The sequence below is a fragment of the Sphingomonas bacterium genome, assembly GCF_903643035.1.
Taxonomy (GTDB): Bacteria; Pseudomonadota; Alphaproteobacteria; order Sphingomonadales; family Sphingomonadaceae; genus Sphingomonas.
In genome coordinates, this window is sequence record NZ_CAHJWW010000043.1 from 1 (window position 1) to 15,440 (window position 15,440).

General features: G+C 69.5%; 14 protein-coding genes. 5 read left to right on the top strand and 9 right to left on the bottom strand.

From position 1 onward, the window contains the following. The 4 genes from HUV01_RS04570 to HUV01_RS04585 all read left to right on the top strand — a co-directional run. Positions 1 to 1,256: xanthine dehydrogenase family protein molybdopterin-binding subunit (locus tag HUV01_RS04570; protein WP_174297128.1), on the top strand; the 1,256-nt coding region annotated here is incomplete at its 5' end. A 146-nt stretch (positions 1,257 to 1,402) separates the two neighbouring features. Beyond that, entirely contained in the window at positions 1,403 to 3,901 is a 2,499-nt protein-coding gene (locus HUV01_RS04575; RefSeq protein WP_174297129.1) for a two-partner secretion domain-containing protein, read from the top strand. Position 3,902: 1 nt separating this feature from the next. After that, positions 3,903 to 5,576, top strand: a complete 1,674-nt coding sequence (locus HUV01_RS04580) for a ShlB/FhaC/HecB family hemolysin secretion/activation protein (protein WP_174297130.1) — start codon at positions 3,903 to 3,905, stop codon at positions 5,574 to 5,576. A gap of 38 nt (positions 5,577 to 5,614) precedes the next feature. Beyond that, a complete protein-coding gene (locus HUV01_RS04585; RefSeq protein ID WP_368039991.1) occupies positions 5,615 to 6,352 on the top strand; it encodes an FMN-dependent NADH-azoreductase in 738 nt (245 codons plus the stop codon). Positions 6,353 to 6,462: 110 nt separating this feature from the next. Here the strand turns inward: HUV01_RS04585 and HUV01_RS04590 are convergent, their stop codons facing one another. From HUV01_RS04590 to HUV01_RS04605, 4 genes are all read right to left on the bottom strand, one after another. Further along, positions 6,463 to 7,776: a surface lipoprotein assembly modifier gene (locus tag HUV01_RS04590; RefSeq protein WP_174297131.1), complete on the bottom strand. Its 1,314-nt coding sequence runs from the start codon at positions 7,774 to 7,776 to the stop codon at positions 6,463 to 6,465. A 37-nt stretch (positions 7,777 to 7,813) separates the two neighbouring features. Next, positions 7,814 to 8,797, bottom strand: a complete 984-nt coding sequence (locus tag HUV01_RS14900; RefSeq protein WP_217430909.1) for a hypothetical protein — start codon at positions 8,795 to 8,797, stop codon at positions 7,814 to 7,816. A gap of 61 nt (positions 8,798 to 8,858) precedes the next feature. Beyond that, a complete protein-coding gene (locus tag HUV01_RS04600) occupies positions 8,859 to 9,461 on the bottom strand; it encodes a hypothetical protein (protein ID WP_174297132.1) in 603 nt (200 codons plus the stop codon). Further along, positions 9,458 to 10,084 (bottom strand): hypothetical protein, encoded by a 627-nt coding sequence (locus HUV01_RS04605; RefSeq protein WP_174297133.1) that lies wholly within the window; start codon positions 10,082 to 10,084, stop codon positions 9,458 to 9,460. The genes HUV01_RS04600 and HUV01_RS04605 overlap by 4 nt, the downstream gene beginning before the upstream one ends. Positions 10,085 to 10,227: 143 nt before the next feature. Between HUV01_RS04605 and HUV01_RS04610 the strand changes: the two genes are divergently transcribed. Continuing rightward, positions 10,228 to 10,530, top strand: a complete 303-nt coding sequence (locus HUV01_RS04610) for a hypothetical protein (protein ID WP_174297134.1) — start codon at positions 10,228 to 10,230, stop codon at positions 10,528 to 10,530. Between the two features lie 280 nt (positions 10,531 to 10,810). Here HUV01_RS04610 and HUV01_RS04615 read toward each other — a convergent pair whose 3' ends face one another. The 5 genes from HUV01_RS04615 to HUV01_RS04635 form a co-directional block, all read right to left on the bottom strand. After that, positions 10,811 to 11,188 (bottom strand): nuclear transport factor 2 family protein, encoded by a 378-nt coding sequence (locus HUV01_RS04615; RefSeq protein ID WP_174297135.1) that lies wholly within the window; start codon positions 11,186 to 11,188, stop codon positions 10,811 to 10,813. A gap of 121 nt (positions 11,189 to 11,309) precedes the next feature. Then, positions 11,310 to 12,572 (bottom strand): ATP-dependent Clp protease ATP-binding subunit ClpX, encoded by a 1,263-nt coding sequence (clpX, locus tag HUV01_RS04620; RefSeq protein WP_174297136.1) that lies wholly within the window; start codon positions 12,570 to 12,572, stop codon positions 11,310 to 11,312. Positions 12,573 to 12,682: 110 nt separating this feature from the next. Then, positions 12,683 to 13,342: an ATP-dependent Clp endopeptidase proteolytic subunit ClpP gene (clpP, locus tag HUV01_RS04625; RefSeq protein ID WP_174297137.1), complete on the bottom strand. Its 660-nt coding sequence runs from the start codon at positions 13,340 to 13,342 to the stop codon at positions 12,683 to 12,685. Between the two features lie 71 nt (positions 13,343 to 13,413). Continuing rightward, on the bottom strand, positions 13,414 to 14,415 hold the full coding sequence (locus HUV01_RS04630; RefSeq protein ID WP_174297138.1) for a glycosyltransferase family 2 protein: 1,002 nt from the start codon (positions 14,413 to 14,415) through the stop codon (positions 13,414 to 13,416). Positions 14,416 to 14,422: 7 nt separating this feature from the next. Further along, positions 14,423 to 15,214: an FkbM family methyltransferase gene (locus HUV01_RS04635; RefSeq protein WP_174297139.1), complete on the bottom strand. Its 792-nt coding sequence runs from the start codon at positions 15,212 to 15,214 to the stop codon at positions 14,423 to 14,425. Between the last annotated feature and the right edge of the window lie 226 nt (positions 15,215 to 15,440).

Consider the following 15,440-nt stretch of genomic DNA (forward strand, 5'->3'; position numbering starts at 1 on the left):
CCGGCGGCAGCCCGGAGACGGCGACGTCGCCGACCAAGCTGCTCTACGCGGGCGCCAACCGGCTGACCGCGATGCGGCTGGCGGTGCTCGACCTGCCCGAGGGCAACGCCATGCGCGCGCCCGGAGAGGCGCCGGGGCTGATGGCGCTGGAGATCGCGATGGACGAGCTGGCGGAAAAGCTCGCCATGGATCCGGTCGAGCTCAGGATCGTCAACGACACCCAGGTCGATCCCGCCAAGCCCGAGCGCACCTTCTCGCAGCGCCACCTGATCGAGTGCCTGCGCACCGGCGCCGACCGCTTCGGCTGGTCGCGCCGCGACGCCAGCCCCGGGCGGGTCCGCGACGGCCGGTGGCTGGTCGGGATGGGCGTAGCCGCGGGCATTCGCGACAACGTGCTGGCGAAATCCGCGGCCAGGGTCGGGCTCGGCGCGGACGGCCGCATCACCGTATGGACCGACATGACCGATGTCGGCACCGGCACCTACACGATCCTCGCGCAGACCGCCGCCGAGGTGATGGGCGTGCCGCTCGACCATGTCGACGTGGTGCTGGGCGACTCCGACCACCCCGCGTCCGCCGGGTCGGGCGGGCAATGGGGCGCCAACAACTCGACTGCCGGGGTCTATGCCGCGTGCATGAAGCTGCGTGGGGCGGTGGCGCAGAAGCTCGGCGTCAACTCGGCCGACGCGACGTTCGCCGGCGGCAAGGTCCACACCGGCGGCCGGAGCATCGACCTGCACGAGGCCGGCGGCCTCACCGCCGAGGACGCCATCGAATATGGCGATCTCGACAAGACGTACCAGCAATCGACCTTCGCCGCGCATTTCTGCGAGGCGGGCGTCGACGCCTGGACCGGCGAGATCCGGCTGCGCCGGATGCTGGCGGTGTGCGACGCCGGTCGCATCCTCAACCCCAAGGCGGCGCGCAGCCAGGTGATCGGCGCGATGACGATGGGCGCGGGCGCCGCGCTGATCGAGGAGCTGGCGGTCGACAAGAGGTTCGGCTTCTTCGTCAACCACGACCTCGCGGGCTACGAGGTGCCGGTCCATGCCGACATCCCGCACCAGGAGGTGATCTTCCTCGACCATCCCGACGACAAGTCCTCGCCAATGAAGGCGAAGGGGGTCGGCGAGCTCGGGCTGTGCGGGGTCGGCGCCGCGATCGCCAACGCGGTCTACAACGCCACCGGGGTCCGCGTCCGCGACTATCCCATCACGCTGGACAAGCATCTGGCGGGACTTGCGAGCATCGCCTAGGAACGGCGCGATCGAGGGAGCCGACGCCTTCCGGCTTCCGCCGGGTCGACGCCCGGCGCGACCCTGTTTCGACTCCCGTTACGTGTAATGACGCAGCCGGATCGTCCCCGTGTCTTCACCGTGAAGAAGACCCAGGGAGAGAGACGATGCGCGCCGCCACGGTATCGACCGCCGATCCGCATCGCCTGGCCAGCCGCGGCGCCCTCCTGCTGGCCTGCGCCGCGTCGGCCCTGGCCGCGCCGGTGGCGGCGCAGACCGCGCCGGTCCTGCCGGACGGCGGCCGGGTGGCGGCGGGCGACGTCACGATCGGCCCCGTCTCGCGGGGAAGCCTCTCGATCTCGCAATCGTCACCGACCGGCATCGTCGACTGGAACGGCTTCTCGATCGGCGCGGGCGGCACCGTGCGGTTCGAGAACGGGCAGGGCGCGACGCTCAACCGCGTCGACGGCGCGCAGGCCTCCCGTCTCGACGGATCGCTGCTGGCGAGCGGGTCGGTCTATCTCATCAACCCCAATGGCGTGATCGTCGGCCGGACCGGCGTCGTCCAGGTCGGCGGCAGCTTCGTCGCGACGACCCTCGCGATCACCGATGCCGAGTTCCAGGCGGGCGGCGACCGGACGTTTTCCGGCCCGTCGACCGCCGGCGTCGTCAATCTCGGCCGGATCGGCGCGCTTGGCGGCGACGTCGCGCTGTTCGCGACGGTCGTCCGCAACGAGGGCAGCATCGCCGCGACCGGGGGAACCGCGGCACTGGCGGCGGGATCCTCGGTGCTGATCCGCGACAGCGAACTCGACGGCGGCCGCTTCGTCGTGCTCGTCGGCGGCCGCGCCACCTCCGTCGCCAACACCGGCGCGATCGCCGCTACGGTCGCCGAGCTGCGCGTGGCCGCGGGATCGGTCTACGCGCTGGCGGGCAACATCTCGGGCGTCGTCGCGGCCGATCGGGTGACGGGCGATAACGGCCATGTGTTCCTGACCGCCGGCGCCGGCGGCGCGGTCCATGTCGGCGCCACGACGATCACGTCGGGGACGCCCTCCTATGGCGGGACCGTCGACATCTCCGGCGATGCCGTCGACATCGCGCGTGGCGCGACCATCGACGTATCGGCCGGCAGCGTCGGCGGACAGGTGTATCTGAAGGCGGACCGGACCCTCGCCCTGGCCGGCACGGTGCTGGCGCGCGGGGCCGACCAGGGCGGCGTCCTGTGGACCTTCGCCGGCAGCGTGGACGCCGCCGGCGCGACCGTGGACACGCGCGGCGCGGCGGTCGGCGACTGGATCATCAACCAGCCGACGCTGACCGTCGACGCCCGGCTCGCCGGCGAGATCGGCCGCTATCTGCGCACCACCAACCTGGAGCTGTGGGCGAACCCGGCCGACTTCGGCGGCGACGCCGCGCAGGGCGATCTGACGATCGCCTCGCCCATCGCCCTGTCCGGCAGCGACCGGCTGACACTGCTCGCCGCCAACACGTTGCGCGTCGACCAGAACGTGACGGTCGGCGATGCCGGCGTGCTGAACCTCTACGCTTCCGGCGCGAACGCCATCGGCGACCCGATCATCTTCGCCGCCAACCGGAGCATCACCTTTACCGGGCCGGCGCATGGCGGACAGGCGCTGTCGATCAACGACGACCCCTATGCGCTGATCTATGGAGTCGCCGACCTGCAGGCGATGGCCGCCGATCCGGCGGGTCATTACGCGATCGCGCGATCGTTCGCCGCCGGCGCCACCCCGCTGCCTGGCGCGGTGGTCGGCGGCCAGGACGGCGATGCGTTCAGCGGCGTCTTCGAGGGGCTCGGCCACGGCATCAACGGCCTGCGCATCGACGCGCCCGGCAGGTCGCTCGTCGGCCTGTTCGGCCGCGTGTCGGGCGTGATCCGCAACGTCGGCCTGATCGGCGGCTCGGTCGTCGGAGGGACCGGGGTCGGCGCGCTCGTCGCCAGCCTCGATGGCGGCTCGGTGCTGCGGGTCGACAGTTCGGTGTCCGTCGACGCGCGCGGCGCGCCGAACCCTCAGGCCGTCGGCGGCCTGGTCGGATCAAGCTACCTCGGCCTGATCGCCGCGAGCACGACCAGCGGCGCCGTGACGGCCGCCGGCGGGACGGGGGTCGGCGGCCTGATCGGTTCCGGGTACGGCCTGAGCATCCTCGACTCGGCCGCGACCGGCGCGGTGTCGGGCGGAGACCAGACCGGCGGCCTGGCCGGCATCCTGAGCCGCAGCGGCGTCGACGGCAGCACCGCCAGCGGATCGGTGAGCGGTCGCGGCGCGGTCGGCGGGCTCGTCGGCGTGCTGGCGTTCGGCGGCATCGGTGCCTCGCGGTCGAGCGGCCGCGTCCTCGGCGCGACGGACGTCGGCGGCCTGGTCGGCCAGTCGCTCTCATCGGTGTTCACCGACGTCGAGGCGCGCGGCAGCGTGAACGGCACGCTCGGCGCCGGCGAGAACGTCGGCGGGCTGATCGGCCGCAGCGAGGACGACAGCATCGCGCGGGCGGTCGCCCGGAACACCGTGCGCGGCCGAACCGATGTCGGTGGCCTGATCGGCCGGCGACGGGGCGGCACGTCGGAAGGCGCGTCGGCGACCGGGCCGGTGAGCGGGATGCGCAACGTCGGGCCGCTGATCGGACTGGACGAGCCGGCACCCTGAGTTGGCCGGTCCGGGTCGTCCGTCGGCGATCGCCGGACTGGCCGTGCTGCTCGCGGGTCCGGTCGCGGCGCAGGTCGTGGAGCGTCACCTGCCCCCCGACACCGCTCCGGCGCAGGCGCCGGCGCGGATCGATGGCGCGGCCACGCCTCCCGAAGCCGACGATCGGCCGATCGGACCGACGCTGATCGCGATCGCGCTGCTGTCGGCGGACGAACCGGTCGCGGGCGATGCCGGTCCGGGTGTCCGGCTGGGCCATGTATCGCCGCCGCGCGCGCGCCGGCTGATCCGACGCCTGACGCCGTTCCTCGCCCGCCGGCTGTCGCGCAAGCTGATCGCCGACGTGGTCGCGACCGTGATCCGGTCCTATCGCGCCGCCGGCCGGCCCTTCGTGTCGGTCACCACGCCCGAGCAGGAGCTGACCGGCGGCACGCTCAGCCTGCGCGTGGTGGAGTTCAGGGCGGCGCGGCTGGTCGTCCACGGTTCGTCGGTCGCGGACGCCGCCCGCGTCGCCCGGCGGCTGCGGTTCCCGGCTGGCGCGCCGATCGACGCTCCCGCCCTCCGGCAGGACCTGGCATGGCTCGACCGCTATCCGTTCCGCGGGATCGGCACGGTGTTCGCCGCCGGCGAGCGGCCCGGGACCACCGACCTGACGGTCACGGCCACGCCGACCCGGCGGTGGCGGGCGTTCGCCGGCATCGGCAGCTCGGACGCGCCGTCGAGCGGCGACGCACGCTATTTCGCCGGCGCCGTGATCGGCGGAGTGATCGGGCCGGACAGCATCGTCTCGGCGCAGGCGACCACCTCCGGCTTCGACGATCCCGCCTATCTCGGGCTGGCGGGGCGCCTTGTCGCGCCGCTCGGCCCGCGCCGTGAACTCACACTGCTGGCGGTCCATGTACGCGGGCACGCCACAGCGGCGCCGTTCTCGTCGCGCACGGCCACCGTGCAGGGATCGCTGGACCTGCGGTTCGCGCTGCCCGCGATGTTCGCCGGCGATGGCCGGGTCGGCGTCGAGGCGGGTCGTCAGGTGATCGATGCGCGCTTTGGCGACGTCCCGATCTATCGCCTGGAGACGACCACCCTGGCCGTCTTCGCCGGCTATGGTGCGGCGGCACGGCTTCCCGGCGGTTCGCTGTCGGTCGAACTGGCCCTGCACTTCAGTCCGGGCGGGATCGGCCGGGGCAACGGGGCGGACCGCCTGTTCTTCGGCCGGCCGGGCGGGGGGTCGGCGACCTATGCCTATCTGACGGCGGACGTATCGGGCGACCACCGGCTCGGCCCCCTGCTGGTCTGGCAAGGCCGCCTCATCCTCCAGGCCAGCGGAACGCCGCTGCCTCCGCTCGATCAGATCGGTCTGGGCGGATCGGGCTATGTCCGTGGATACACGCTCGACGATGGCGGGTACGACAGCGCGGCCATCCTGCGCAACGGCCTGGTCCTGATGCGGCGGGCCGGGGTCCAACGGTTCTCGCCCTGTCTGCTCGCCGACATCGGTCGCGGACGATATCACGGGCGGGCGCCGGACCGGACCTTCGCGTCGATCGGACTGGGTGGCGACCGGACGTTCGGGAACGGGGCTCGACTGCATCTGGACGCGGCGCTTCCCCTGATCGACGGCGTTCGCACGGTGGCGCTTCGCCCCCGGATCATGGTGAACGTCCAGGCCGGCCTGTAAGGAAAGAACATCCAAACCGGCCTGTGAGCGGCGGTCCGGTGACGCTGCGGCTACCCAATGATTGGACACCAACCCGGCCAAGCCTTCTTGCGAGCGACGGTCAAAGTCTTCATGCAGCCGGTTCACGGATCGGCACCGTCGTGGTGGCGAGGCAAGGAGGCTCCCCAATGAAGATCCTGCATATCGATGCCAGCGCCAGCGATGGGGACGCTTCCCATTCGCGCCGCCTTTCGGCCGAACTGGTCGAAAAGCTGAAGGCGGCAAATCCCGGAGCCTCGGTCGTCTACCGCGACGTCGCGGCCGAACAGCTTCCCCATGTCGACATGACCATCCGTCAGGCATGGCAACCGGAAGGCGAGAAGGATAGCTCGCTGACCGCGACGGCGAAGCGTTCCAAGGAACTGGTCGACGAACTGAAGGCATCCGACGTCGTCGTCATCGGATCGCCGATGTATAATTTCACGGTTCCCTCGACCTTGAAGGCGTGGATCGACCACGTCGCGATCGCCGGGCAGACGTTCCAGTATACGCCGACCGGGCCAAAGGGGCTGCTGACGGGCAAGGGCTATCTCGCGCTGTCTTCCGGCGGCGTCTATTCGCAAGGCCCGGCTGCAGCATCGGAGCACCTCGGGACGTATCTGGTGGCCGTACTCGGCTTCCTGGGCATCGGCGATGTCGAAATCGTGCGCGCCGAGGGCGTGGCCTTCGGACCCGAACAGGACCAGGCCGCGATGGCATCCGCCAAGGAGCGCATCGGGACGCTCGTCGCCGCATAGCATCGCCGCGGGTCGGTCCCGCCCGGCCGCGGTGCCTGTCGGTTCCCCGGAACCGACAGGCACCGCAAGGCGTGTCGGCCCCTCGAACGCCGACACTCCGACCCGCTATCCTAGAAGTCCCGATCCAGACCGAACGAGATCCGGTTCTGGCTGTACCGGTAGAAGACCAGCGGCGAGCTGTTGCTCGAATGCGCGATGCGGACGACGGGAGCCAGGTCGAGGATGGCGAACCGCCGGAACTGCACGCCGGCTTCCAGATCGAGAAGCCGGTCGTCGCGGCGAGCGGGCGGGATGAAGAACGGAGCGTCCGCGAACGTGCCGTAGAGGGCCGCTTTGACGTACAGCCTCCTTGGGCCGAAGTCGCGCGACGCGAGCGCCTCCGCGCCCAGTGTCCAGGTCGAATAGGCCGGAAGCCGCGCGGTCTGGCGATCGGCGCGAACTTGCAGGCGACCGTAGAGGCGCGGGGAGAAGGCGTGCTCGGCCGCCATGGCGGCGCCATATTGTCCGCCGCTCTCCTGCGGATTGGCCTGGTAGCGCGCGTGCGAGGCGGACAGGTCGAGCTGAAGCTGCGAACGCCGGCCGATCGGGCGGAGAAGCGACAAGGTCGGCCCGTAGCTGATCGAATAGGGACGCCCGCCGAACCATCGGCGACTGGCCGCCGCCGCGATCGTCAGCCGTCCGGATCCCATGGCGGAGGCGAGGCCGCCACTCCCCGCCACCGACACGTCGTCGAAGCGATGCGCCCGGTAGAAATTGCCGAGCGCCGAGGCGGTGAACAGCATGTCGACCCGATGGTTCAGCGGGGGTCGCCAGAACACCTGCGACGCGATCGTCGCCCCCACGCCGGACTGCGCCCGCGCGTCGCGGTCGAGCGCCAGCGGGATCCCGCCAAGCTGTACGGTCAGGTCGGTGGTCGAGCGGTTTATGTTGGTGTTGGGGGCAAGGCTCGCCTCCACGCTGCCGCCGAGCCGCCGACGCGAGCGGAGCGCGACCCGGAACTTGTCGACCAGCGCGAGCACGTCGGGGGGTAGTCCACCCGCGATGGCGCGACTGAACTGCCGCCGCGCGGCCGCCTCGTCCCCCAACTTCACAAGGATGCCCGCCAGCTCGAGCCTGACCCTGCCCGCACCGGGCTTCTCGTCCAGTATCGCTCGGTACAGGCGCACCGCGCCCGCGAGATCGCCGTCGGCGATGCGCAGCTGCGCCAGCCGGAACCGTGCCTCGCAACGATAGTCGACGTTCGGATCGGCCATCAGGCCCCGAAGCAGCGTCTCGGCCTCGTGAAGCCGTTTCTCGGTCGCGAGACGGCCGGCGAGCGCGAACACGTCGGTCGCGCTCAATCCCCGGCAGTTCCCTTCGGCCGACGAACACGCGGGCACCGATCCTGCCTTGGCGACGGGTGGTTCATCGCCGGACACGGTCATGGTCGGGGCGGCTGCGGGGAGACCGAGCACGAAGCGGCTATTTGCGGCCGACGATCGCTCCGGCGACGACCCCGCCCGAGCCGTTGGTGATGTTGAAGCTCGCCCCCGCCTCGACCGCTCCGGGGCCGAAGAAGCGGCCCGTGTAGCCGCCGCTGTAGGCGGAGGCGGTCGGGACGAGCGTGCCTGAGAAGCTGGCGTCGGCAGTGTCGATGCGGCCGGCGCCGTTGAAGGTGTCGAGCTGCTTCGACGTGCCGTTGAGGACGCTGACGCCGCCCAGGACGAGGCGTAGATTGGTCGTGCCCGCGCCGAAGTCAGCGGAGAAGGTGCTGGTCCCGGACAAGGCGCGGAGGTCGCCGTCGCTTGCCCATGATCCGTCCAGCACGGTCTGGTAGCTGGCCGTGCCGGAACGCGGGAGGTCGGACGCGGCCGTGGGGATCCCGTACACGAAATAGTCCTGGCTGACGGTGACGCTGGTGCTGTTGTCCACGAGCCGTTGCAGCGCGCCGTAGCTCGCGTAGGTCAGGGCGAGCTTGGTGTTGCCCGCACCGGGGTTGAAGGTCGCAAGGTTCTCCGTCAGATTTCCGGTCTTCTTCGTGTAGGCCGTAATGATCGAGTTGCTGGCGGAACTGTCGCGATCCGCGGGACGGAAGGTTTCCGAGTAGTTCGCCAGTTTCACGGTATAGCTTTGCGACGCCACATCGTACGACAGGCTTATGCTGGTGATGTTGGAAGGCTCGGTGGATGCGGGATTTATTTGCCCGGTCGATTTCACGGCGGACGTAAGCAGGCCCGCCGGTCGGGACGTGAACGTCTGGTCGTACTGAAGATTGGTCAGGGTGGTGTTCGTGGGCGTGGGTGTGGGTGCAGGCGTAGGCGTGGGTGTCGGCGTTGGCGTTGGCGTTGGCGTTGGCGTTGGCGTTGGCGCGACCGGCGTCGGCGTGGAGGCGACGCCGCCATCGCCCCCGCAGGCCGCCAGCGCCAGCAAGGATCCAAGCGCCACCAAAGGCAGATATGAACGCATCGCTTCCTCCCTCAAATCGCGGCGCCTTGCCCCGCACGTCCTGCCCCCGATCGGCGGCTCGCTATGACACCGTCGTCGAGGCTCCGGCCAGTTGCGCGACGAGCGAGCCGACCGCCTCGCGACTGACCAGCCCGATGCCGCGGGTCAGCCCGGCGCACACGCCCAGACCCCTGGTCGGTGCCTCGCGCTCGGTGTGGAAAGGTCGGGCGGCCCCGTCTCCGCCGACGATGGCGCCGTCGATCGAGACGCGAGTGATGCAGGTCGACTTCATCTCTCCCGTCCCGACGCACCTGCTCAAGGTCGATGCGCGGTCGATCTTGACCAGCATGGTGACGCCTGGATCGAACGAGGCCGCCGGCGCGCCGTCACGGTCCCACGCCGTGAGGAACTGCCGCACCAGCACCGACATCGGGTTGCGTACGGTCCAGGCGGAGCAGGCGATGCCCGCGCGAAGGACCTGATGATCGACGGCCGCGCCGATCTGAACGGCGATGTGCGCGCTTCCACGGGTCGGCAAGGGGGCGAGCGGAACGCCCTGCTCGGTCGCGTTGTGCGCGGCCGTCGCTTCGTCGATCGTATAGTCCACGACGCGCTCGGCCCCGGCGCTCGTGGGAACGGCCGCGGTCAGGCATCCCGCCGCGATGGCCAGCCCGCGCGCCCTCACCCGGTCGTCTTCGGCTTGTGCCTGCTGCCGCTGAGCTGCTCGGCGATGTGCCTGGAGAACTCGGCGGCGAGCTTCTCGCGTATGCCGGAGCCGCGCATCATCGCCCCGAGCATGCCCGCGTGCGCGTTAAGCACGTCGACATAGAACTCGCCAAGCTTCGCGCCGGTGGCGGCGTCCAGAACGTCGACCATCCCGGCAAGCTCGTCGGTGCTGCCGATCAGCAGCATCACGCCCCCGTTGGCCGTCTTGATGCTGTCGATCGTAATGGACAAGCTGACGGCGCGACCCGCGACCAGCTTCCAGTCGCGGGTGACATCCTCGACCTCAAGCGGCATCATCGTCGTCAGGGGCAGGGTCGCATAGGTGTCGGACGTCGGCCGCGCGTCCGGCGCACGGCCCCCCGACTCGGGAAGCCCGGCCGCTGCGCGCTTCTCGGCGGCCTTGGCCTCCAGCTTGTCGGCAATCGGCTTGGCGGTGTCGCCGACGACCACCGTCGTGCTCACGACGTTGACGTTACCCGCGAGTCCCGCTTCGAGCGGCTGGACAACCTTGACGACTTTTGCCGCCGGCGCCGGCGTTGCAAGAAAGACAAGCGGCAACGCCGCCAGGACTAGTTTCCGCATAGCGTGGTCTCCCCCCGGGGACTATCTGCCCGCGCGAACCTTGGTTGTCCAGATGTCCGCGCTTACGTCATACGGGTGACGCGCTATCGCCTTTCGGGGCCGCGGACGGGCCGGCTATTGCGTCTCCGAACCTCGGGTGGCGGATGCGCGGCGATCTCGTGCAGAGTGCGGGCGAACCCGCGTGGCGTCTCCTGGCCGATGAGCAGCATCGATCGACCGGACCTGATTCCCCACCCGGTCTGGAAGCTGTAGCCCAGCGAGCCGCCGAAGAAGCGCGGCGGATCGAACGCGCCGAGGATCGGGAACAGGCTGAAGCCGGCGCTGACCTGCTCCGACGGGACCGTCCGCCTGTTGGCGACGTTGCGGACGAACAGCGACGCGCTGAGTCCGCCGTGATCGCTCTTGCAGTTCAGGAATGCGTCGTACTCGACATGCCCGCCTTGTGACTGTCGCCGAGGACGCCTCTTACGGCCCGGTCGCCCCGGTCAGGTCGGCCGGGCTGGCGGCGGGCGCCTGGCTCGCGAGCGCCGGCGTCCCCGCCTGCGCGGCGCACTGATGATGCATATCCAGCTACTGCACCATAAGTGCAGCATGCGCGTCACGAGACGTGCAAGCGGAAGCCCGACCCGTGTCGATCCGCGAGGGACGCTGGCCGCACGGTCGCCGCGCGGGCCGCTCCGTCGCCGCGCTCCCGGCGACGACGGATCGGGACGGCGTCGTCGCGGTCTATGCCGACTGCTTGCTGCCGACGGCGAGCGGCGGCATCTGCGAATGCTGCACGACCAGCCAGTCCTCATGCGCGCGACGGCGGATGCTCGTCGTGCAGAACGCCTCGTACGGCTCGCCCTCGTCGCCCCGGCTCGCACGGGCGCGGTATGCGATGACGATCAGTCCTTCCTCGGGCCGCATGACCTGCCGGTCCGACAGGTCGACATGCGACCACCGCGGCGTCGAGGCCACCGCCTCGATCGCCTGTCGACCCGTCACCACATGCGGCTCGCTCGGCAGCACCATCAGGCAGTGGTCGTCGATCAGCGCGCGGTAATGGTCGGCGTCGCCCGTCCACAGGCTCTCCTCGAAGGTCCAGATACGCGCGTCGTCCATGTCGATCTCCCGTGGGTGCCGGTGATGAACGCACGGCGCGGCGTCGCGGCGCCGACCGGCAGGAACGAGAACGGGCGCCGGTCGCCCGACGCCCGTCCCGACCGCACAGGACGGCCCGTGGTCAGGCGGCGCCGCTCTTTTCCTTCTTGGCATAGACGCGGATCGGCTCCTTGCGGCCCTCGATCACGTCCTTGTCAATCATCACCTCGTCCACCGAGTCCATGCCCGGCAGCTCGAACATCGTGTCGAGCAGGATGGCCTCCAGGATCGATCGCAGGCCACGCGCGCCGGTCTTGCGGTCGATCGCCTTTCGCGCGACCGTCACCAGCGCGTCGTCGGTGAAGCCGAGCTTCACGTCCTCGATGTCGAACAATGTCTGGTACTGCTTCACCAGCGCGTTCTTGGGCTCGGACAGGATCTTCACCAGCGCCGGGATGTCGAGATCCTCCAGCGTCGCGATGACGGGCAGGCGGCCGACGAACTCGGGGATCAGCCCGAACTTCAGCAGATCCTCGGGCTCGACCTGCCGCAGCACCTCGCCCGTGCGCCGCTCCTCGGGGGACGCGACATAGGCGCCAAAGCCGATCGACTTGCCCTGCAGCCGATCGCCGATGATCTTTTCCAGCCCGCTGAACGCGCCGCCGCAGATGAACAGGATGTTGGTCGTGTCGACCTGCAGGAACTCCTGCTGCGGATGCTTGCGGCCGCCCTGCGGCGGCACCGACGCGGTCGTCCCCTCCATCAGCTTCAGCAACGCCTGCTGAACGCCCTCGCCGGACACGTCGCGAGTGATCGACGGGTTCTCGGCCTTGCGGCTGATCTTGTCGATTTCATCGATGTAGACGATCCCGCGCTGCGCCCGCTCGACGTTGTAGTCGGAAGCCTGGAGCAGCTTCAGGATGATGTTCTCGACGTCCTCGCCGACATAGCCGGCCTCGGTCAGCGTGGTCGCGTCCGCCATCGTGAACGGCACGTCTAGGATGCGGGCCAGCGTCTGCGCGAGTAGCGTCTTGCCGCAGCCGGTGGGGCCGACGAGCAGGATGTTCGACTTGGCGAGTTCCACCGCCGAACCCTTGGCGCCGTGGTTCAGCCGCTTGTAGTGGTTGTGCACCGCGACCGAGAGGACGCGCTTGGCCTGCTTCTGACCGATCACGTAATCGTCGAGGACGTTGCAGATCTCCTGCGGCGTCGGCACGCCGCCGTCCTTCTTGGACACCAGCGCGGACTTGGTTTCCTCGCGGATGATGTCGTTGCAAAGCTCGACGCATTCGTCGCAGATGAACACGGTCGGGCCGGCGATCAGCTTTCGCACCTCATGCTGCGACTTGCCGCAGAACGAGCAATACAGCGTGCTCTTGGAATCGCCACCATCTAGCTTGGGCATCAAATCACCTCATCGCGCGCAACCACGGCGCGCCGTTCGCCGGCCGGTCATCGTAACCCGGCCGGATGACCTCCGGCAATGCCGGATCGTTAATATGGGTCGCCCCCGCCTCAGGCGGCGACCGCCATGTCGTCGGCCGGCGCGGGTCGGCGGTCGAACACCTGATCGATCAGGCCGAAGTCCTTGGCCTCGTTCGCCGACAGGAAGGTGTCGCGGTCCATGCGCCGCTCGATCTCCTCGATCGGCTGGCCGGTGTATTGGGCGTACAGGTCGTTCATCCGCGCCCTGATGCGCAGGATCTCCTTGGCCTGGATCTCGATGTCGCTCGCCATGCCCTGCGCGCCGCCCGAGGGCTGGTGGATCATGATCCGCGCGTTGGTGAGCGCGACGCGCATGCTCTTCTCGCCGCTCGCGAGCAGGAAGCTGCCCATCGACGCGGCTTGGCCGATGCACACGGTCCCGACGCGCGGGCGAATATATTGCATGGTATCATGAATCGCCATGCCCGCCGTGACGACGCCGCCCGGCGAGTTGATGTACATGAAGATGTCCTTCTTCGGGTTCTCGGACTCGAGGAAGAGCAGCTGCGCGGTGATGAGGGAGGCCATGCCGTCCTCCACGCCACCCGTCACGAAGATGATGCGCTCGCGCAGCAGGCGGGAGAAGATGTCGAAGCTACGCTCGCCGCGGTTCGACTGCTCTATGACGATCGGCACCAGCGAGTCGGTGAAGTGGCGCTGGAAATCGCCAGTCTCGAACGGATTGTGCATGGGAAGTCGCCACCTTGTGATCTGGAAGGAATACCAAACGGCACCTTATGTCGCGCGCTGGCCGGGCCAGTTCAAGCCCCGCCCCCGCGCGCGCCTCTGCGCTCATAGCCTGGCGCCGGCAGCGCCAGATAGGCCAGCCGCCGCACCTCGCGCCGGCCGCGCACCACCGTGTCGAGGATCAGCCCGGCGAACCAGCTGAGGAACGCCAGGATCATCAGCCCGGTCGCCAGCACCGCGGTCGGAAAGCGCGGAACGAGGCCCGTCCGCCAATAGGTGCCGACCAGCGGCAGCGACAGCAGCACCGCCAGGAACGCGAACGCCGCGCCCATGCTCCCGAAGAACAGCAGCGGCCGCTCGATCCGGTACAATGTCGCGATGGTCCGGGTGATCCTCCAGCCGTCCGCATAGGTCGACAGCTTCGACACCGATCCTTCCGGCCGCTCGAAATACGGCGTCTGCACCTCCGCCACCGGCATCCGCAGTTCCAGCGCGTGGACGGAGATGTCGGTCTCGATCTCGAAGCCGGTCGACAGCGCCGGATAGCTCTTCACGAACCGCCGCGAGAAGACGCGGTATCCCGACAATATGTCGGTGAAGCTGCGCCCGAACAGCCGCGCGAGCATCCCGGTCAGCAGCGCGTTGCCGAACCGGTGCCCGCGCCGGTACGCCGCCTGCGCGGTCCCGATGCGGGATCCCACCACCATGTCGAGCCGCTCCTCCACCAGCCGCGCCACCATCGCGGGCGCGGAGGCGGCGTCATAGGTCGCATCGCCATCGGCCATGACATAGACGTCGGCGTCAACGTCGGCGAACATGCGCCGCACCACCGCGCCCTTGCCCTGCACCCGCTCGGTCCGCACCACCGCGCCCGCGGCCCGGGCGACCTCGACCGTCCGGTCGCGGCTGTTGTTGTCATAGACGTAGATCGTCGCGCCGGGCAGCGCGGCGCGAAATCCCGCCACCGTCGCCGCGATCGCCGCCTCCTCGTTATAGCATGGCAGGACGACGGCGACGCGCGTGGCGCCGATCGCGCCGGCCGTCCGCGCCGCGCGGCTAGCGTCGTCATCCCTCATCCCTCCCCTAGGAGGCGAGAACGTACCAGTCGTCAACCTGCGACAGCCGGTCGAACTTGCGGCGGTAGCCCTTGGACTCGAGGAGCGAGTGGAGCTGCTCGCGCGCCGGCGAGTGGTTGTGCTCGACGGTGATGATCCGCGGCCGGTGGGCATCGAAGTCGAACGCGGACAGGATAGTCAGCTCCGACCCCTCGGTGTCGATCGACAGATAGTCGAATGTCGCCGGCGCGTCATGCTCGTCGAGCAGATCGTTGAGGGAGACCGTCTCGACCGGATAGCGGTTGCCGCGCCGCCGGACCGCGGCATATTGGTCGCTGCGGGAAAAGCGGTCGATCGTCGACAGTTCCGGCCGTTCGGCCTCGTTGAAGATCACCCGTTCTCCGCTGCGGTCGCTGACGCAGCGATAGTCGATCGTGCAGCCGCGGTTCCTGTTCAACGCGGGATGCCAGCCGCGCGCGGGCTCGGCCACTATGCCTGCCCAGCCATAGGTGTTCTCCAGCATGTAGCTGTTGCTGCCGGTCACGCCGTCGGTGCCGCCGAACTCGACGAAGAAACCGTCCCGCTTGCCATCGGTCTCGAAGGCCACGAACAGGTCCTGGAGGATCTGCGATCGCGACAGCGTCGACTTGCCGATGCAGAAGGTCAGGAAATCCTTCACCTCACCGTCCGTCGTCGCGAGCAGCTCGCGCGCCTCGGTGGTCAGGTTCAGGCACTTGGCCGCGGGATCGATGATCCGCTTCAGTTCGAACCCCAGCTCGCGCGCAGCGCGCTTGCCGACCCTCTCCGCCAGTGACGTCATTCGTCTTGCCCCCTCGCTCGGCATGTCCACCCAAGCGAGGGTGTATCGGCACCGGCTTCGGGCGACAATCCAGCCGCCCGAAGCGCAAAAGGAGTATTACTCTTCCGTCTTGGCCGATCGGCGCGTCGGAGCCTTCTTCGCGGGAGCGGCGTCGACGGTCGCGACGCCCTCGCCAGCGCCCTCGCCGGCATCCGCCGCCGGCGCGGCCTCGGGCGCCTCGGTCTCG